Below are 19,134 nucleotides of genomic sequence, written 5' to 3'. Positions count from 1 at the left end.
GCTATAATGCAACAATTATCTACAATTTGTTATCTGGATAATGGAAAACAGTTATTATTGCTCCACCGTAATAAAAGAGAAAATGATATCCATGGAGGAAAATGGGTTAGCGTCGGTGGAAAATTTGAAGCAGGAGAAAGTCCTCAAGAGTGTGCAATTCGTGAAATTTATGAAGAAACGGGTCTAAGGGCCAAAAGCTTAATCCCCTTAGGTTTCATAACTTTTCCAGATTTTACCCATGATGATAGAGATTGGTATTCTTTTGTCTATAGAGTGACAGATTTTGAAGGAGACCTATTAAAGGACTGTGACGAAGGGACTTTAGAGTGGGTGGATTATGACGATGTCTTGGACAAACCAATTTGGGAAGGGGATTATCTCTTTTTACAATGGGTCTTAGAAAACAAACCTTATTTTTGGGCTAAATTTGCTTATGATAAAAAGGGTGACTTAATCGACCATCAGGTTGAATTTATGAAAAACAGAGGTGAAATATAATGCAAACATATGAAGCGGGTCAATATGATGTAATTGTTGTAGGAGCCGGGCATGCAGGTTCGGAAGCAGCTTTAGCTTCAGCTCGACTAGGTGCTCAAACACTTTTAATTACGATGAATCTAGAAATGGTAGCCTTTATGCCATGTAATCCATCAATTGGTGGACCTGCTAAGGGGGTCGTTGTACGTGAAATTGATGCACTGGGTGGAGAAATGGGACGTAATATAGATAGGACTTATATCCAAATGCGTCTTTTAAACACCGGTAAAGGACCAGCAGTTCAAGCACTCAGAGCTCAAGCAGATAAGCAACATTACTCCAATACAATGAAGCAAGTCTTAGAAGAAACAGATAATTTAGACCTCAAACAAGGACTTGTTGAAAGACTTTTAATTGAAGAAAATCAATGTCGCGGTATTATTACCAATTCGGGGGCTATTTATCGTGCTAAATCTGTAGTTCTAACGGCAGGTACTTCTTCACGAGGAAAAATTATTATTGGAGATTTAGCCTATTCTTCCGGTCCTAATAACACCCTACCTTCTGTTAAACTGTCTGAACATTTAATGGAATTAGGGATTGAATTAACTCGTTTTAAAACTGGAACACCTCCACGAGTGCATTATGACTCAGTCCATTTTGACAAAACAGAAGAACAGCCTGGCGATATTAAAGCGAATCATTTTTCTTATTTGACAGATGATAAAGATTATTTGCAAGATCAAATATCTTGTTGGTTGACACATACCAATGGTCAAACGCATAATATAATTAGAAATAATTTGCATAAAGCACCTATGTTTTCGGGAATAGTTGAAGGAGTAGGGGCTAGGTATTGCCCATCAATAGAAGACAAAATAGTTCGTTTTAGTGACAAACCACGCCATCAAGTGTTTATCGAACCTGAAGGTCGTAATACTAAAGAAATGTATGTCCAAGGCTTGTCAACTTCTTTACCAGAAGATGTCCAACTAGAGATGCTCCATTCAGTAGAAGGTTTAGAAGAAGCAAAATTGATGCGAGCAGGGTATGCTATTGAATATGATGTAGTGGTACCCCATCAATTAACGCTATCCTTAGAAGTGCGAGATTTACCTGGCTTATTCACTGCCGGTCAAATGAATGGAACGAGTGGTTATGAAGAAGCAGCGGGACAAGGAATTGTTGCAGGAATCAATGCTTGCCATAAGGCTTTTGACAAAGACCCTTTTATTATAACGCGTTCAGAAGGCTACATTGGTGTTATGATTGATGACCTTGTAACAAAAGGAACGACTGAACCTTATCGTTTGCTAACTTCTCGGGCTGAATACCGTTTATTACTACGTCATGATAATGCAGATTTCCGTTTGACAGAAAAAGCCTATAAAATTGGATTGGTGGATGAAGCACGTTATCAGCATTTTAAAACGAAAGAAGCTGCTGTAAAAGCAGAACTTGATCGCTTAGCGTCTATTCGTATTAAGCCAAGTACAGAGGGTTTAGCAGAGTATTTTGAAAGAATCAATTCAACGCCACTTAAAGATGGAATTTTAGCTAGTGAACTTTTAAAAAGACCGGAAATTAAATATTTTGAATTGATTAAAGCTTTACCTATTTTAACGACTGAAGTTAATCGACAAGTAGGAGAACAAGTTGAAATTCAAATCAAATATGCAGGCTACATTAATAAAGCTAACCATAAGGTCGATCGTGTTAAAGCTATGGAAGAAAAAATAATTCCTGAAAACCTAGATTACGATGCAGTGGATAGCTTAGCAACTGAAGCAAGAGAAAGATTAAAATTAATTCGACCTTCTAACATTGGACAGGCTAGTCGAATTTCAGGTGTCAATCCGGCTGATATTGCCATTCTTTCAATCTATATTCAACAGGGTAAAATTGCAAAAATTGAATCTCATCAATAATCAACTAAAAATCACCAAAAAGATAAAGATCTTCTTCTCAATTAGCAAGCTAATTAAGAAGGGATCTTTTTAAAATGAAAAAAGCAGATACTATAAATTTAAGTAATTTAATTATCTTTCGAAATTTATTGAAGGATAGATGTTGCTATTGAGTAGTTATTTTAGTAAAGTAAAGTTGCTGTGAAACATTGTTTCACAATTACCAAAATGAGAGGGATTATATGGAAGAAAATCAGTTTAAAAAGAAATTGCAAGATCAAGGATTATCAATTAGTCCCGATCAACTACTACAGTTTTCCACTTATTATCAGTGGTTAATTGAATGGAATCAAAAAGTTAATCTGACAGCTATTATTGATAAAGAAGGAGTTTATCTTAAACACTTCTATGATTCTTTAATGCCGCTGTGGCATTTACCTTTAGCGAACTATTATTTGAAGATGTGTGATGTAGGAGCGGGAGCAGGTTTTCCAAGCTTACCAATCAAAATTATTCATCCTGAAATTGAACTGACGATTATCGATTCTTTAAATAAACGTATTCAGTTTTTAAAAGATTTAAGTTCCAATTTAAAACTTGAACAAATAGAGTTTCTCCATGGCAGGGCTGAAGATGTGGGCCAAGATTCAAATTATCGTGGACAATTTGATTTAGTGACTGCTCGGGCAGTAGCTCCTTTAAATGTTTTAGCTGAGTACTGTCTTCCTTTACTAAAAAAAGGTGGAAAATTTATAGTTTTAAAAGGCAGCCATGAACAAACAAATACGGAATTAAAAGAAGCTGAAAAGGCGATTAAAATATTAGGAGCAAAGTTAGAACAAGTGGTGCAAACTTATCTGCCTGAAGATGAAGGTGAGAGAACACTATTATTAATAGAAAAAACATTAGATACTCCCAATAAATATCCACGTAAAGCAGGTAAGCCAAGCAAACAGCCTATAAAATAAAAGGAGGAAGCATATGGGAAAAATGATTGCAATCGGCAACCAAAAAGGCGGAGTTGGTAAAACAACCACAACTGTTAATTTGGGTGCAGCATTAGCCTTTATGGGGAAAAAGGTACTGGTTATTGACTCCGATTCTCAAGGAAATGCTACTTCCGGTTTAGGAATTGAAAGAGGCGATGTGACTTATAGCTTATATGAAGTGCTGGTCGATCGAGTACCTATTCAGGATAGTATCTTAACCACTTCTAGAGAAAATCTAGATATTATCCCATCAACTATTTCTTTAGCAGCTGCTGAAATTGAATTAGTAAATTTTAAAGACCGCGAATTTCGCTTAAAAGAAGCTGTAGAATCAATAAAGCAAGATTATGATTATCTTTTAGTAGATTGTCCACCGTCCTTAGGGCAATTATCTATTAATGCCTTTACAGCATCTGATACAATTTTGATTCCGGTTCAAGCAGAATATTATGCCTTAGAAGGTTTAAGTCAATTATTAAATACAATCCGCTTAGTTCAAAAGTCATTAAATCCTCAATTCAGAATTGAAGGTGTATTAATAACTATGCTAGATGCGCGCACGAACTTGGGCTATGAAGTAGTTGATGAAGTACGTAAATACTTCCAAGAGAAAGTATATGATACGGTAATTTCACGAAACATTCGTTTGTCAGAGGCTCCATCTTATGGTTTGTCAGTAATTGATTATGACCCAAAATCTAGAGGAGCCATCATGTATAAAGAATTGGCAGAGGAAGTGATCAATAATGGCCAATAAACCAAAAAAAGGTGGACTAGGTCGTGGAATGGAAGCTCTCTTTAGTTCAGCTTATGAAGAAGTACCTAACGATCACGAAATGGTCACCGAAATTAAATTAGAAGATATTCGTCCAAATCCCTACCAACCTAGAAAACACTTTGATCTCAATGCTTTGAATGAGTTAGCGGAATCGATTCGTCAAACGGGTGTTTTCCAACCTATTATTATTAGAAAATCCTCTATTAAAGGATATGAAATTATTGCAGGAGAGCGTAGGGTACGTGCTTCTAAATTGGCAGGCAAAACAACCATTCCAGCAATTGTTAGAGAACTTGATGAAGAAGCAATGATTGAGATTGCTGTAATAGAGAACTTGCAAAGAGAAGACTTGAGTCCTTTAGAAGAAGCAGAAGCATATGATATGCTAATGGAACGTTTAAAACTAACGCAAGCAGAAGTTGCTGAACGTATTGGGAAAAGTCGCCCTTATATAGCCAATTATATTCGTTTACTTCAATTGCCAGATCCAATTAAACAGTTAGTAAATGAAGAAAAACTATCTATGGGCCAAGCACGCACCATTTTAGGGTTAAAAGATAAGAGTCAGATGGAGAATTTAGCTAAAAAAGTTGTTAAAGAACAGCTTACAGTGCGTCAGTTAGAAGAAGTAGTACAAAAATATAATCAATCATTACCAAAAATGACGAAAAAGGGACGAACCGAAAATAAATCACCACTTTGGTTAGCAATTGAAAATCAAATGGAAGAAAAGTTTGGGACACCCGCTAAAATTGTTTCAAAAGGAAACAAGGGAAAAATTGAATTAGAATTCGTCAACGATTCAGATTTGACAAGAATTCTAGACTTACTTAACATTCAAGTTTAAATAGTGACAAATAGGAGGGTCAAAATGGATCCAAAAGCTTACGATAAGTTCGATATAGTAGAAATGAAAAAGCCACATGCTTGTCAAACTAATCGCTGGCAAATTATACGAATGGGTATGGATATTCGTATACGTTGTGAAAATTGTCAGCATATTGTTACCATGACACGCCGTGACTTTGAAAAGAAGATGAAAAAAATTCTTAAAAAACATCAAGAAGTAAACCTTTAGAAAGAGAGTGAAATTATGGCATTAACAGCAGGAATTGTGGGACTACCAAATGTGGGCAAATCAACTTTATTTAATGCAATTACTAAAGCTGGAGTGGAAGCGGCAAATTATCCTTTCGCTACTATTGATCCTAACGTAGGGGTTGTGGAAGTCCCTGATGAACGTTTGACAGAGATTACTCGCCTTGTCAAACCAAAAAAAACCATCCCGACTACAATAGAATTCACCGATATCGCAGGGATAGTAAAAGGAGCGAGTAAAGGGGAAGGGCTGGGTAATAAATTCTTAGCCAATATCCGCCAAGTAGATGCCATTTGTCACGTTGTGCGTTGTTTTGAAGACTCTAATATTACTCACGTTTCAGGTAAAGTTGATCCGATTGAAGATATTGAAACCATTAACTTAGAGCTGATTTTGGCAGATTTAGAAACCATTGAAAAACGAATTACTAAAGTTGAAAAGTTAGCACGTACTAAAGACAAAGAGGCTGTTGCTGAGCATGAAGTACTTTTAAAATTAAAAGAGGCTTTGGAACACAACCAATTAGCTAATAGTGTGGAGTTTTACGATGAACAATTACCTTACGTCAATAACTTGTTCTTGTTAACACGTAAGAAAATGCTTTATGTTGCCAATATAGGTGAAGAAGAAGTTAGCAATCCAGAAGGAAACCCGTTCTTAGTAAAAGTTCGTGAATTAGCTGACCAGCAAGGCGCAGAAGTTGTTCCTGTTTCCGCTCGTTTAGAAGAAGAGATTGCAGAACTAGATGATGAAGAAAAGACCAGTTTCTTAGAAGATTACGGTTTAAAAACTTCAGGTCTTGACCGCTTAATTCAATCAGTTTATAAATTGCTTGGTTTGGGAACTTATTTTACAGCCGGTGAAAAAGAAGTTCGAGCTTGGACTTTTAAAGTAGGAATGAAGGCACCACAAGCAGCCGGTGTGATTCACTCAGATTTTGAACGCGGATTTATTCGTGCAGAGACCATGGCTTATGATGATTTAGTGAAGTATGGCTCTGAGCAAGCAGTAAAAGAAAAAGGCCTCTATCGCTCAGAAGGTAAGGAGTATATAGTTAAAGATGGAGACATTATGCTCTTTCGCTTTAATGTATAGGAGGAAATTCAATGAAAGATCAGCAAGAAGAAAAAGTTGTAGAAGAAGTCTCAAATAGCCAACCACTTGAAAATCAAGTGGCAGTTGAAAGTCAAGAAAGCTCGATATTAACTGGGGTACCACAAGAAAAGGTGGACCAGTTAACCAAACGTAATCTAAAATTTATGCTAGACATTGATCGCTACTTAAAAGAAGAACAAATATCACAAGCAAATTGTCAAGTAGTTTATTTGGAAATGGTAGATACACTTTTAGAAGGGCAAAAAGATGGTCATACTGCTAAACATATTTATGGAACGCCTAGTGAAACTAGTCAGATTATTATTAGTAAAGCAGTAAAAGAGCATGAAGAAAAAGAGAAGTCACCGGATTGGCAAATTGCTGTCGATGGTGGGTTAATGTTAGGAGCTATTTTCACCCTAATAACGGGTGTATTTGGTTTAAGTGGGAGTTCAAATGTTCAAGAAAATTTCTATATGGGTATCCTAACAGTTATCCTCAATTATGCTATCGGTGGTTATGCGATGATGCGAACAGCAAAAGTCTTACCAGACTTGGATGCTCCTAAAGGGCAAAAGGGTTATGGGCGCTATTTCATGGCATCTACAATTGCAATGATGGCTTGGATTGGTTTAATTATGTTAAGTCAAGCCTTTATACCGCCGGTAATTAACCCAATTTTACCGCCTATGGGCTATATCATACTGGGTGTAATTACTTTGGTCTTACGTTATTACTTAAAGAGAAAGTGGAAAATAGTTGGTGGACTCTTTTAAGGGCATGCTGTTTGATAAAAAGACGAACATTAAATACTTCTCATAATCTAACATCTGCAAAAAACTTGTTTCATTCCCACTAACATGTTAAATTAGTTGGAAATTATCGTCGAATCGCTTGTAGAGAATCAAAAACATATAGGAGGAAAATAATGTCATCTTGGGAAACAAAATTTGCGCGTGAAGGTTACACATTTGATGATGTCTTGTTAGTTCCAGCTCATAGTGAGGTATTACCAAATGATGTCGATTTATCAGTCCAATTAGCCCCTAATTTAAAACTAAATATTCCCATCTTATCAGCCAGTATGGATACCGTAACGGATGGGAACATGGCGATTGCTATAGCCAGACAGGGAGGATTAGGTGTTGTCCATAAGAATATGTCTATTGAAGATCAAGCAAACGAAGTACGAAAAGTAAAACGTTCGGAAAATGGCGTTATCTTGGACCCATTTTATTTAACTCCTGAGAATCTATTGCAAGAAGCAGAAGATTTAATGAGTCATTACCGCATATCAGGTGTTCCAATTGTAAAAAGTGAAGACGATTTGACACTTGTAGGTATTATTACAAATCGTGACATGCGTTTCATTGAAAATTATCAAGATAATATTGGCTCTCACATGACTCATGAGAATCTGGTAACAGCAGCCATTGGCACTTCACTAGAAGAAGCTGAAAAGATTCTTTATAAAAATCGGATTGAAAAATTACCACTAGTAGATGATGAAGGACGTCTTTCAGGTCTAATTACTATAAAAGATATTGAGAAAGTCATTCAATATCCTCAAGCTGCTAAAGATCAACATGGTAGACTATTAGTGGCGGCAGCCATTGGAATAACTAGTGATACATTTGAAAGGGCAGAAGCCTTAATTAAAGAACAAGTTGATGCGATTGTAATTGATACCGCTCACGGGCATTCTGAAGGCGTGATTCGTAAAGTCAAAGAAATCAGAGAGGCTTACCCAGATGTAACCATTATTGCTGGTAACGTAGCAACAGCCGAAGCGACACGCGCTTTATTTGAAATTGGTGTTGATATTGTAAAAGTGGGTATCGGACCTGGTTCAATTTGTACAACTCGTGTAGTAGCCGGAGTAGGAGTTCCTCAACTAACTGCTATCTATGAATGTGCTTCAGCAGCAAAAGAATTTGGTAAAACCATTATTGCTGATGGCGGCATTAAGTATTCAGGTGATATTGTTAAGGCGCTTGCAGCGGGTGGGCATGCGGCTATGCTCGGCTCTATGTTAGCAGGAACAGATGAATCACCAGGTGAAATGGAAATTTATCAAGGTAGAAAATACAAATCTTATCGTGGCATGGGCTCTTTAGCTGCTATGCGTTCAGGATCAAGTGATCGTTACTTCCAATCAAAATCAGAAGCCAACAAAATGGTTCCTGAAGGTATTGAAGGACGTGTTGCATATAAAGGTGCCGTTGAAGATGTTATCTTCCAAATGGTTGGAGGTTTAAGATCTGGTATGGGTTATACCGGTTCAGCTAACCTTAAAGAATTGCGTGAGGAAGCACAATTTGTAAGAATGTCTGGTGCAGGACTGATTGAATCTCACCCACATGACATTAATATCACCAAGGAAGCACCAAACTATTCAAGATAAAGATAAACTGAAGTATCAAAGCCTACTGCAATAGACTTTGATACTTTTTTATTAATTTCTATCATTTTTTACTTAAAAAAGACAAGTAAAATTAAAAGCTGCTAACAATTGAATAACTCTGTATCTAAATTAGGAAAAGCTTATTTTAATAGGAAAGTGAGAACTACCTTTTTTTATTCAGTTGGGTATAATAGAAAAAGCAACTTTTAAATGAGCATAAAGAGTGAGGAGTGGAGCCTAACATTGCTTATAAACGGTATTAAAAGGATACTTGTCTTAGGATTACTTATGAATAACTTTCTATCAACTGATGGTTATGCTGTGACTACATCGAAAGATTCAAATCCCACTGATGAGGCTTCCTTGCAAGAAATGGATACTCTGCCGGAAGAAAGTATAGCTGAAAATCTGGTAAACGCGATGCCTGTTTTTGAGGAAGTAAAGGGGGCCTATATTGTAGACGGCCTCAATGGGCAAATCCTTTATAAGCATGAAGTGGACCAGCTAGTTGAAGTGGGTTCTTTTAGTCAATTACTTTTATTATATAGGGTGTATCAAGCCATTGATCAAGGTCAGTTGGACAGTGATCAAGAGGTATGGATATCGGACGAGGTTTACGCTTTGAGTCAAGATTATAATTTGCCGAATGTTCCTTTAAGACAAGACTTGTCTTATTCCTTAAAAGATTTAATGGAAGCTGTTAGTTTAAATGCTGCCAGAGGAGCGGCCTTAGCCTTAGCAGAAGAATTAACTGGATCCGAAGCAGAAACACTTAAGCAAATGAAAGAACAGTTAAATGAATGGGGAGAAGAAGATTTTGATTTAATAAATGTGACTGGAGTGAGTGATCGTTATCAAGTGGGTGATTCTGAAAGCATTTATCAAGGGCGAACTAACAAAATGACTGCTCAAACAGTTGCTACCATAGCCTATCATCTGATTAATGAATACCCTGAATGCATGGAAGCTAGTCAGATTTATCAAAAGCTTTTTCAAGAAGATACGAGCGATGAGTTTGAAATGACCAATCCCAATCTGCTAATTGAAAGTGCTAATTCACTTTATGCTATGGAGAATGTTGATGGTTTGACTGCCAGTAAATCAGAAGAAGATGGTTATAATTTAGTTGCAACGACAGAAAAGAATGATTTACGTCTAATAGTAGTGGTATTAGGTGTCAGTGAAAACGAAAAGCTTTATCAAGTTAGTAGAGAATTGATTGAAAGGGCCCAAAATATCTTCCGCATTGAAACAGTTATTGAAGAAAATTCATTAGCTACTCACCTAGACTCCATTAAAGTGGAAAATGGCAAAGTTAATAAGTTACAATTAATGTATGGATCAAACTTACAATTAGTGGTACCTATTATTGATACGGCCCCACGACTGGTTTATCAATTTACAGCTAATCAAGAAGTGACCAATTATCACGTTAAAGCGCCTGTTAAAGCAGGCAAGGTTGTAGGAAAAATGCAAGTCGATATAGCTGATTATCGTCTACCTATTCTAAAGTCCGGTAGAGGAAATTATGTGCCAGTAAAAGTAGCAGAAGATATCGAAGAAGCCAATATCTTAGAAAAAACTTGGCGAAATGTTCAAAATACTGGCGAAAATACTTGGAATGCTGTTCGAAAATTCTTTACGGATTTATTTAATTAAATAAGGGAGGTAAAATTATGGAAAATAAAGAAACGGCGATTTTTGCAGGAGGTTGTTTTTGGTGCATGGTTCATCCATTTGATGAAAGAGATGGTGTTATCTCTGTAGCTTCTGGCTATACGGGTGGAGATAGTGTGAATCCTACCTATGAAGAAGTCTGCTCAGGACAAACGGGTCATGCAGAAGCTGTCAAAATCGAATACGATCCTAGTAAAATAAGCTATCAAGAACTTCTAAAAATTTATTGGTCTTCAGTCGATCCGACTGATAAAGATGGACAGTTCGGTGATCGAGGCTCCTCTTACCGACCAGAAATTTTTTATAGTACCCAAGCCCAAAAGGAAGAAGCCGAACAATCGAAAGCAGAACTTGAAGCGTCACAAGTTTTCAAAAAGCCGATTGTTGTGCCAATCAGTCCAGCCCAAACATTTTACCTTGCAGAGGACTATCACCAAGACTTTCACCGCAAAGAACCGGATCATTATCAAAATTTCTACCGTGGTTCCGGGCGTAAAAAATTTGTTGAAGAGGTTAAAGATAAATTGAATTAAGATAGTAAATGCTAAGCTAAGCTTGACATTTAAAAGATTTCTATTTATCATTCTTAATGATTCTAAACAAAAGACGGAGGTGGGAAAATGGCTCAAAAGAAAGCGTCACTAGCTTGTAGTGAATGTGGAAACCGTAATTATCAAATGATACCAACTCAAGCGGGCCAAACCACTCGATTAGAAATTAAGAAATTCTGCAAGAATTGTAATAAACACACGATTCATAGAGAAACCAAATAGAAAAGAGGAATATAATGAGTTACATTAAAGGCATTGCCCAAGAAATGAAAAAAGTAACTTGGCCTACAGCTAAGCAAGTAAATAAATTTACTTGGACCGTAATTATGATGATTATTTTCTTTGGATTATACTTTGCTTTAACAGATTTTGTATTTGGCAATTTCATCGACTGGTTAATTAGTCTAGGCGCATAATCATAAAATTATTTATTATCTGTTTAAGCATGTTATAATAGAATACAAATAAAACCTACACCCTTGTAGGTTTTTTATTTTACAAGAAATTAATTAAAGGAGATTTAACTATGGAATCTAATAAGGAATGGTACGTTTTGCATACTTATTCTGGTTATGAGAATAAAGTAAAAGAGAATATTATGATGCGAGCAGAAAGTATGAATATGGAAGACTTTATCTTCAATGTGGTAGTACCTGAAGAAGAGGTAACCGAAATGCAAGATGGAGAGAAGAAAACAAAGATTCAAAAGACCTTCCCAGGTTATGTGTTAGTTGAAATGGTGATGTCTGATGAGTCTTGGTTTATTGTTCGTAATACGCCAGGCGTGACTGGGTTTGTAGGCTCACATGGCGCTGGATCTAAGCCGGCCCCTCTTTTACCTGAGGAAATGGAAGCGATCTTGGGGGATAAGCCTGCTCAGAAAGTTCAATTAGAAGTTGAAGTGGGCGATTTAGTTGAAATTATCGATGGCGCTTTCTCAGGAATGACTGGAGAAATCGAAGAAATCAGTGAAGAAAATCAAAAACTTAAAGTAGTTATTGAAATGTTTGGTCGTGAAACAGTAGCCGAATTGGACTTTATGCAAGTGCGCAAAGACAATCTTTAATTAGGTGGTTTCATGAAACAAAAGACTGACCACCACATCCTCTATTTTCGTTTAGCCATGGTGATGTATCTCTTGGTTTTGTGCTTACAGTTGGTTTTTGATGCCAGTTTTATCGAATCCATCAGCTTGAACCAAGTCTTAGAGGAAGTTCCTCATGTTTTGCTTCCTGTAGAATTCACTTTTTATCTCTGGCCAATCATTATTCTATGGGAAGCGTTTGGTTTATTTGCGGGACAACGGAGACAGGCTTTTACAACTTTTGATCAGAGTTATTCACTGTTAGTGGCTCCCAAATTAGTTGAATTATCTTTTTACCATACAGTCTATCTTTTGATATGGTCGCAACAATTATATTTATTTACCTTCATCCTTATGGTGCTCTATTTGAGACGGATTATTTCTTTTATGAAATTAATTTCATATAAAAGCTCCCTGAACGAACCAAGTTGGCTATTAAAGCTTCCCATTGGTCTTCATACCGGTTGGTTGATCAGTATGACGGCCCATATTTTTTATAGCTATTTAGTGAGTAAAGGATTAAACAGTCATAATGGGTGGATGATAGCACTTGCTTGCCTTTTAATTCTTGCTATTGCAGCCGGAAGTAGCTACTTGTATGCACGTTATGGTAACCAGGCAATTATGCCGGCTGTTTTAATCTTTCAATTAGGGCTACTCTATCATCATTATCCTCGTTCATCCTTTGGATTAAGACATAACTTCTTTTATCTTGTGATTGCGGTTGTATTTATTCTGACCTTAGCCGTATACATACGTTACTTGCGTTATCAAATAAAGCAAAAGACTTTTTAGATTTTTATAGGAGGAAAACTATGAACTGGCCTTTCAATCAATCGATGCAGTTGACGCAGAAACAAGCAGGCAAAAAACCATTTAGGGTTATTGCTTTTACTGCGCTTATAAATCTTGTTAGTTTACTATTTGCTTCACTTATTTCAGTTTTTTTAATTGGTCCATTAATCTATATGAAATTTGGTGATTCCTTTTTAACCGAAGATGTAGGTCAAGCACTGTTAAACGAGCCATTAATGGTTTATTTAGAACTATTTTTAACGATTATTACTATTATTACAACGGTCCTTTTGGCTAAATGGTTGCAAGGACGCAGACTTAACTCCTTTGGCTTTTATAAAGATAATTTCCTAAAAAAATATGGGATGGGCGTCGTAATTGCTACCGCCTTAATGTTCTTTATTTTTTTAGTTAATCTTTTGATGGGGACGATCTCTGTCCAAATGAACCCTCACGCCGATGGAGTGGCGTTTATCCTCTTATTAGTCGGCTTTATGATCCAAGGCATGTCTGAAGAAATCCTCTTGAGAGGTTACTTGATGAATGGCTTGGCAGCCGCTTGGGGAGTTCCTCTTGCCATTTTGATAAACTCCATCTTCTTTAGTTTGTTGCATTATGGCAATCCAGGAGTTACAGTTTTAGCCTTAGTTAACATTGCCTTAGCCGGTATTTTCTTTTCCTTATTATTCTATATTACTGATAATATGTGGTTAACAGGAGCTGCTCATTCCTTTTGGAATTTTATAATGGGTGTGGTCTTTGGGGTCCAAGTGAGTGGATTGGTATTACCGGGCACACTATTACTAACTAAATCCAAAGCTGAGGCCAGTTTGATCAATGGTGGAGACTTTGGATTTGAGGGGGGTCTTGTGGTTACAGTTATTTTAGTAGCTGCTTGTATTTACTTAATCAATAAATGTCCGAAACAAGAAAAAGCTATTTAAAAACTTCTTGCAATCTCATAAGCCTTCCGTTATAATATTGCAATGCATGTATTCAAACCATGCATTGGGTGGGAGGAGCAAGTTTAAAAAAGATAAAAGCGCCAATTACCACATCACGAAAATTGACATAAGGAGGAATATTCGTGGCTAAAAAAGTTGTCACTCAAGTAAAATTACAAATCCCTGCAGGTCAAGCGAGCCCAGCTCCACCAGTAGGACCAGCGTTAGGTCAAGCCGGTGTTAATATCATGTCCTTTACGAAGGAATTTAACGCACGTACTCAAGATCAACAAGGAATGATTATTCCAGTTGTTATTGATGTCTATGAAGACCGTTCATTTACCTTTATTACTAAAACACCACCAGCTCCAATCCTATTGAAAAAAGCTGTTGGCTTGAAAAAGGCTTCAGGTGAACCTAACAAGAACAAAGTCGGAAAGGTTACACGTGATCAAGTCCGTGAAATCGCAGAAATTAAAATGGCAGACTTAAATGCAGCCGATGTAGAAGCTGCTATGCGTATGGTTGAAGGAACTGCCCGTTCAATGGGGATTACAGTCGAAGACTAAGCGCCAAGGTAGCTTCTCGCCCCGTTTCTATCGGGTGTGGGAGGGAAACCCCGAATAACCACAAATATAGGAGGAAAAACAAATGGCTAAGAAAAGCAAAAACTATGTAGCGGCAAGAGAAAAAGTTGACCGTACAAAGAAATATGATGTAACAGAAGCAGTCGCATTAGCAAAAGAAATTGATTTTGCAAAATTTGATGCCTCTGTTGAAGTATCTTACAATTTAAATATCGATGTTAAAAAAGCAGACCAACAAATTCGTGGCGCAATGGTGCTACCACATGGAACAGGTAAAACACAAACAGTGGTAGTTATTGCAAAAGGTGAAAAAGCCGCTGAAGCAGAAGCTGCTGGAGCAGACTTTGTTGGTGAAGAAGATCTAATTAATAAAATCAACGGTGGTTGGTTAGATTTCGACGTAATGGTAGCTACCCCAGATATGATGGGACAAGTTGGACGTTTGGGTCGTGTCTTAGGACCTAAAGGCTTAATGCCAAACCCTAAAACAGGTACCGTTACAATGGACGTAACCAAAGCCGTTAACGATATCAAGGCTGGACAAGTAACTTACCGTGCAGATAAAGCAGGTATCGTGAATGTTCCAATTGGTAAAGTATCTTTTGAAGATGAAAAATTAGTGGAAAACTTCAAAGCACTTCATGAGCAAATTATGCGTGTGAAGCCAGCTACAGCTAAAGGAACTTATATTACTAATTTAGCTTTAGCAACCACTTTCGGACCCGGAATCAAGATTAACGTCGAAAGTTTATAATTTCATATTGACAAATAATTTGTTTATCACTATGATAAATAAGTATTTTAAACGACCTAAGACAGTAAGTGGCTAAGCCTTAATTTCTTACCGAGGAAGTTCCCGTTAAACAGGAAGCTATCTCTATGTCTAGGTGACATAGAGATTTTTAATTTTAAAAATCTCTATACCTATTTGATGGAGGTGAAAGAAGAAACATGGTTAAAGAAGCAGTATTAAATGCAAAGGCTCAAGAAATTGAAAAAATTGCTGAAGATATGAAAAACTCTGCAACAATCGTTGTAGTGGATTATCTTGGCTTAACGGTTGAAGAAGTAACAGACTACCGTAAACAATTACGTGATGCAGGCGTTCAAATGAAGGTTGTGAAAAACACAATGCTTCGTCGTGCGGCTGAAAAAGCAGGAATCGAAGTTCCTCAAGATTTATTCAAGGGTCCTTCAGCGATTGTCTTCTCAGATGACGTCGTAAATCCAGCGAAAATTTCAGCAAACTTTGCTAAAGACAATGAAACTCTTGAAATTCGTGGCGGAATTGTTGAAGGTCAAGCAGCTACTAAAGAAATGATTGAACAAGTAGCGAAAATGCCTGGTCGCGAAGAATTACTTTCAATGTTACTATCTGTATTGCAAGCGCCAATGCGCAATGTGGCATCTGTCCTTTCTCAAGCAAACCCAGCACAACAAATGGTTTACGCTTTGAACGGAATTATCGACAAAAAAGGTGCTGCCTAAATCGATCGCTCGTCGCATAAGTACAATATAAACTAAAAAAATATTTGGAGGAAACCAAAATGGCATTAAATATTGAACAAATTATTGAAGATATCAAATCAGCAACAGTTGTAGAATTAAACGAATTAGTAGAAGCAATTGAAGAAGAATTTGGCGTATCTGCTGCGGCTCCTGTAGCTGTTGCAGCTGGACCTGCTGCTGGCGGTGGCGAAGCTGCTGCAGAGCAAACTGAATTTGACGTAGTATTAACTTCAGCTGGCGACGCTAAAATTAAAGTAATCAAAGTGGTTCGTGAAGCTACTGGCTTGGGCTTGAAAGAAGCTAAAGAATTAGTAGACAACGCTCCTAAAGCAATCAAAGAAGGCATTTCTAAAGAAGACGCTGAAGAATTGAAAGCTAAAATTGAAGAAGTTGGTGGATCTGTAGAAGTTAAATAATTTCTCTATCCCATCTATATTAACCTGGTCAGATCTTCTGATCAGGTTTTTCCCTTTTTAAAGATAAATTTAAAAAGTTGGGCTATAATGGAAGAGAAAGATTGAGGAGGGAAGAAAATGGTCAAGTTATTAATTGCAGATGATGACAAAGCAATTTTAGATTTATTACATATTTATATGCGTAATGAGGGATATGAGTGTATATTAGCTAATAACGGAGAAGAAGCTTTAGAAATAATTAACTTACATCCTGAATTAGATATCGCTCTTTTAGATATTATGATGCCTAAAATGACGGGGATGGAAGTATTAGAAGCCATGCGTCATAAAAATGTAGATATTCCAGTTATTTTTATTTCAGCTAATCAGACTCAAACCGATAAAATTTCTGGCTTGCTTGCAGGAGCCGATGATTATGTTACTAAACCCTTTGAACCTTTAGAGGTAGTCGCTAGAGTCAAGAGTATCTTAAGACGTCAAGGTGTGAATGCTCATTCTTTAGCGCAAAAAGACAGTAAAGACTTTATTAATCTAGGAGCAGTCACAATCGATACTAAAGGACATCAAGTGATGACTGCTGAAGGAGAAGAAATTAAAGTAACAGGTCTGGAATTTGAAATTTTACAGTTACTTGCCGAGCAAAGGGGGAAAGTTTGGTCTGCTGATGAAATTCTTAATAGTGTTTGGAAGGATAATTCCTCTGCTTCTACTAAAACGGTAATGGTCCATGTAAGTAACCTCAGAAATAAAATAGAAGAAGCAACTGGCGGCGAGAAAGTTATTCAAACCGTGTGGGGAGTGGGCTATAAGATTGATAAATAAGAATGAAGAAAAAAAGGCTGGACTAATTCCTTCTTTTAAAAGTTTTAAACTAAGTAAAAGCGACCGCATTGAAATGACGATAAATCTATTTATAGTAGCTGGTACCGTTTCCTTTATTTATCTTGTGCTAATGTTTAGCTATCAACAACTCTTAAATTTTTTAACATTCAATTTAGGATGGACCATTAAAACAAATTTGAAAGATAACATTATCGCATATACACTCTATAATAAAAGTAATCAAATATTAATTGGTCTTTATCTTGCTACTTTATTTATTACAGTGACTTTTAGATATATTCATGAAAGAAATCGGATTACTTTAAGGTATATTCGTAAATATATTTCCGCCATGGCTAAAGGCAAGTATGACCTGAGAATTCCCAATGAGGGAATTGGAGACTATGTCACTTTGGCTCAGGATGTGAACACCCTGATGGACTCTATTAATCAAGCTTTTAAGGAAAGAGACGAGACCGAGAAAACAAAAGATGAATTAATGAATAATATAGGTCATGATATTCGAACGCCACTTACCTCAATACTTGGGTATTTAAGACTGATTCAAGACAGCTCAGATTTAACTCAAGAAGAACTGGCCTCTTATATAAAAACAGTGCATAGTAAAGCTAAAAGCATGCAAGTATTAATCAATGATCTGTTTGAATATACCTCCACCCAACAAACGACTGCAAAAGTTAATAAACAAGCTATAGCTATGCAAGCTTTTACAGAACAGGTGCTTGCTGACTTTAATTTGCAAGCCAAGCAAGCAGGGATTGAAATGTTCTGTCAAGTCACACCAAGTGACTTGGTATTAGAAATTGATCCTGAAAAAATGGTAAGAGTATTTAACAACTTTATAACCAACACTTTTAAATACGGAGAAGGTGCCACTTATCAAAAAATATTAGTGACAGAAATGACTGATCAAGAGTATAAAAAATATACTCGCTATCAAAAAAACAGACTGGATACGATTAAAACAGAAAAATGGGTGGTTATCGAGTTTCGAAATAATGGCACCTTATTGAATGAGGAAGATTTGGAACGAGTATTTGAACGATCCTATCGAGCTGACAGCTCACGGACCTCTCAAAAACCGGGATCAGGCTTAGGGTTAGCGATTGTACGCAATATGGTTGCCCTTCATCAAGGGGTAGCTTATGGAATTGTGGAAGAACAAGATCTTGTCTTTCGGGTCGAAATTCCAATCTTAAGGGAAGACTTACATTAAAGAATCAAACATTACAATACTTGTAATATTTGAAACCGAATTGTATCTTTAAAAACTTTAGATTTACTTGCTATTCTTTAAGAGAAGGTTATAATTATTCATGTTGGAAGAAAGTTAAATGCTTATTCAAACTTAAGTACTAACAAAACTCTAAAGAATTCCTAAAGTTTTTAAATTTTATCTTTAAAAAGCCTTGAAAATTATTTAGAAGTTTGTTAATATTAAAAGTAAGGAATGCAAATAGCTTTCCAGCCGTCGCTAGAAAAATAAAAAACAAAAAAGAAAGAGGTATAATAAATGAAAAAATTATTATTAACTTCAGTTGCAGCATTAACTGTTGCAGCAGCAGGAATGCCAGTAGCAACATCAGTAAACGCACAAACTCAAAATAATCCAGTTGAAGCACAAGAGCAGAAAACTACTTATAAATTAGAAGTAAAAACAGCAGATACAAATATTACTTCAGAATACAAAGCAGAAAGTATGCAAGCAGCTGAGCAACATTTCCACGATTATGTGGCAGGTCAAGGATTAAAAGACTTAGAATGGTCATATGATTTTGATACAATGACATTCATGGCAACAGATGAAAAAGCACCAGAATTATATACTTACAAATTAATAGTAAAAACAGCTGATACTAATATTACATCAGAATATAAAGCAGAAAGTATGCAAGCAGCTGACCAATACTTCCACGACTATGTAGCAGGTCAAGGATTAAAAGACTTAGAATGGTCATATGATTTTGATACAATGACAT

Annotated in this window: 23 protein-coding genes and 1 other annotated feature; all 23 genes read left to right on the top strand. The window is 36.5% G+C overall.

The annotated features are described in order from the left end of the window. The first annotated feature begins 6 nt into the window (after positions 1-6). Complete coding sequence (locus ACQV2T_RS03530; RefSeq protein WP_428873037.1) at positions 7-498, top strand: NUDIX hydrolase; 492 nt, start codon at positions 7-9, stop codon at positions 496-498. Beyond that, positions 498-2,405 (top strand): tRNA uridine-5-carboxymethylaminomethyl(34) synthesis enzyme MnmG, encoded by a 1,908-nt coding sequence (gene mnmG, locus ACQV2T_RS03525; RefSeq protein WP_428876488.1) that lies wholly within the window; start codon positions 498-500, stop codon positions 2,403-2,405. The genes ACQV2T_RS03530 and mnmG overlap by 1 nt, the downstream gene beginning before the upstream one ends. A 221-nt stretch (positions 2,406-2,626) precedes the next feature. Beyond that, positions 2,627-3,352 carry a 16S rRNA (guanine(527)-N(7))-methyltransferase RsmG gene (gene rsmG / locus ACQV2T_RS03520; RefSeq protein ID WP_428893236.1) on the top strand — a complete coding sequence of 242 codons (726 nt, stop codon included), beginning with the start codon at positions 2,627-2,629 and terminating at the stop codon, positions 3,350-3,352. 13 nt (positions 3,353-3,365) lie between these two features. Next, positions 3,366-4,130: a ParA family protein gene (locus ACQV2T_RS03515; RefSeq protein WP_428873033.1), complete on the top strand. Its 765-nt coding sequence runs from the start codon at positions 3,366-3,368 to the stop codon at positions 4,128-4,130. Beyond that, the gene (locus ACQV2T_RS03510) at positions 4,120-4,998 is read left to right on the top strand and encodes a ParB/RepB/Spo0J family partition protein (RefSeq protein WP_428873031.1); all 879 of its coding nucleotides are present in this window, start codon (positions 4,120-4,122) and stop codon (positions 4,996-4,998) included. Before ACQV2T_RS03515 ends, ACQV2T_RS03510 begins: the two co-directional genes overlap by 11 nt. A gap of 24 nt (positions 4,999-5,022) precedes the next feature. Then, a complete protein-coding gene (locus ACQV2T_RS03505) occupies positions 5,023-5,229 on the top strand; it encodes a DUF951 domain-containing protein (protein ID WP_428873029.1) in 207 nt (68 codons plus the stop codon). Positions 5,230-5,244: 15 nt separating this feature from the next. Next, on the top strand, positions 5,245-6,345 hold the full coding sequence (ychF, locus tag ACQV2T_RS03500) for a redox-regulated ATPase YchF (RefSeq protein WP_428875082.1): 1,101 nt from the start codon (positions 5,245-5,247) through the stop codon (positions 6,343-6,345). A gap of 11 nt (positions 6,346-6,356) precedes the next feature. Further along, positions 6,357-7,121: a DUF1129 domain-containing protein gene (locus ACQV2T_RS03495; RefSeq protein ID WP_428873025.1), complete on the top strand. Its 765-nt coding sequence runs from the start codon at positions 6,357-6,359 to the stop codon at positions 7,119-7,121. Between the two features lie 152 nt (positions 7,122-7,273). After that, positions 7,274-8,749 (top strand): IMP dehydrogenase, encoded by a 1,476-nt coding sequence (gene guaB, locus ACQV2T_RS03490; protein ID WP_428875083.1) that lies wholly within the window; start codon positions 7,274-7,276, stop codon positions 8,747-8,749. Between the two features lie 288 nt (positions 8,750-9,037). Beyond that, complete coding sequence (locus ACQV2T_RS03485) at positions 9,038-10,408, top strand: D-alanyl-D-alanine carboxypeptidase (RefSeq protein ID WP_428873022.1); 1,371 nt, start codon at positions 9,038-9,040, stop codon at positions 10,406-10,408. Between the two features lie 17 nt (positions 10,409-10,425). Next, positions 10,426-10,959, top strand: a complete 534-nt coding sequence (gene msrA / locus ACQV2T_RS03480) for a peptide-methionine (S)-S-oxide reductase MsrA (protein ID WP_428876487.1) — start codon at positions 10,426-10,428, stop codon at positions 10,957-10,959. Positions 10,960-11,046: 87 nt separating this feature from the next. Further along, positions 11,047-11,199, top strand: a complete 153-nt coding sequence (gene rpmG, locus ACQV2T_RS03475) for a 50S ribosomal protein L33 (protein WP_258436941.1) — start codon at positions 11,047-11,049, stop codon at positions 11,197-11,199. 14 nt (positions 11,200-11,213) lie between these two features. Continuing rightward, positions 11,214-11,393, top strand: coding sequence for a preprotein translocase subunit SecE (secE, locus tag ACQV2T_RS03470; protein WP_090289890.1), 180 nt, complete (start codon positions 11,214-11,216; stop codon positions 11,391-11,393). 110 nt (positions 11,394-11,503) lie between these two features. Beyond that, complete coding sequence (gene nusG, locus ACQV2T_RS03465) at positions 11,504-12,043, top strand: transcription termination/antitermination protein NusG (protein ID WP_428873018.1); 540 nt, start codon at positions 11,504-11,506, stop codon at positions 12,041-12,043. Between the two features lie 12 nt (positions 12,044-12,055). Next, complete coding sequence (locus ACQV2T_RS03460; protein WP_428876486.1) at positions 12,056-12,856, top strand: hypothetical protein; 801 nt, start codon at positions 12,056-12,058, stop codon at positions 12,854-12,856. 20 nt (positions 12,857-12,876) lie between these two features. Continuing rightward, a complete protein-coding gene (locus ACQV2T_RS03455) occupies positions 12,877-13,800 on the top strand; it encodes a lysostaphin resistance A-like protein (protein WP_428876485.1) in 924 nt (307 codons plus the stop codon). 143 nt (positions 13,801-13,943) lie between these two features. Beyond that, on the top strand, positions 13,944-14,369 hold the full coding sequence (gene rplK / locus ACQV2T_RS03450; protein WP_428874537.1) for a 50S ribosomal protein L11: 426 nt from the start codon (positions 13,944-13,946) through the stop codon (positions 14,367-14,369). Positions 14,370-14,451: 82 nt separating this feature from the next. Continuing rightward, positions 14,452-15,141, top strand: a complete 690-nt coding sequence (gene rplA, locus ACQV2T_RS03445; protein WP_428874538.1) for a 50S ribosomal protein L1 — start codon at positions 14,452-14,454, stop codon at positions 15,139-15,141. A 37-nt stretch (positions 15,142-15,178) separates the two neighbouring features. After that, positions 15,179-15,301, top strand: a sequence feature (ribosomal protein L10 leader region). 37 nt (positions 15,302-15,338) lie between these two features. Next, on the top strand, positions 15,339-15,875 hold the full coding sequence (gene rplJ, locus ACQV2T_RS03440; RefSeq protein ID WP_428874539.1) for a 50S ribosomal protein L10: 537 nt from the start codon (positions 15,339-15,341) through the stop codon (positions 15,873-15,875). Positions 15,876-15,934: 59 nt separating this feature from the next. Beyond that, positions 15,935-16,312 carry a 50S ribosomal protein L7/L12 gene (gene rplL / locus ACQV2T_RS03435; protein WP_428875546.1) on the top strand — a complete coding sequence of 126 codons (378 nt, stop codon included), beginning with the start codon at positions 15,935-15,937 and terminating at the stop codon, positions 16,310-16,312. Positions 16,313-16,429: 117 nt separating this feature from the next. Beyond that, positions 16,430-17,134: a response regulator transcription factor gene (locus ACQV2T_RS03430; protein ID WP_428874541.1), complete on the top strand. Its 705-nt coding sequence runs from the start codon at positions 16,430-16,432 to the stop codon at positions 17,132-17,134. After that, positions 17,124-18,371, top strand: coding sequence for a sensor histidine kinase (locus ACQV2T_RS03425; protein WP_428875547.1), 1,248 nt, complete (start codon positions 17,124-17,126; stop codon positions 18,369-18,371). Before ACQV2T_RS03430 ends, ACQV2T_RS03425 begins: the two co-directional genes overlap by 11 nt. 297 nt (positions 18,372-18,668) lie before the next feature. Continuing rightward, positions 18,669-19,134, top strand: a 466-nt coding sequence (locus tag ACQV2T_RS03420) for a hypothetical protein (RefSeq protein ID WP_428891945.1), incomplete at its 3' end; no start/stop codon positions are given.

This window comes from Facklamia sp. P13069, assembly GCF_050409405.1.
Classification (GTDB): domain Bacteria; phylum Bacillota; class Bacilli; order Lactobacillales; family Aerococcaceae; genus Facklamia.
The sequence above is the reverse complement of the archived record's forward strand: the minus strand, read 5'-3'. Positions and strand labels throughout refer to the sequence as shown.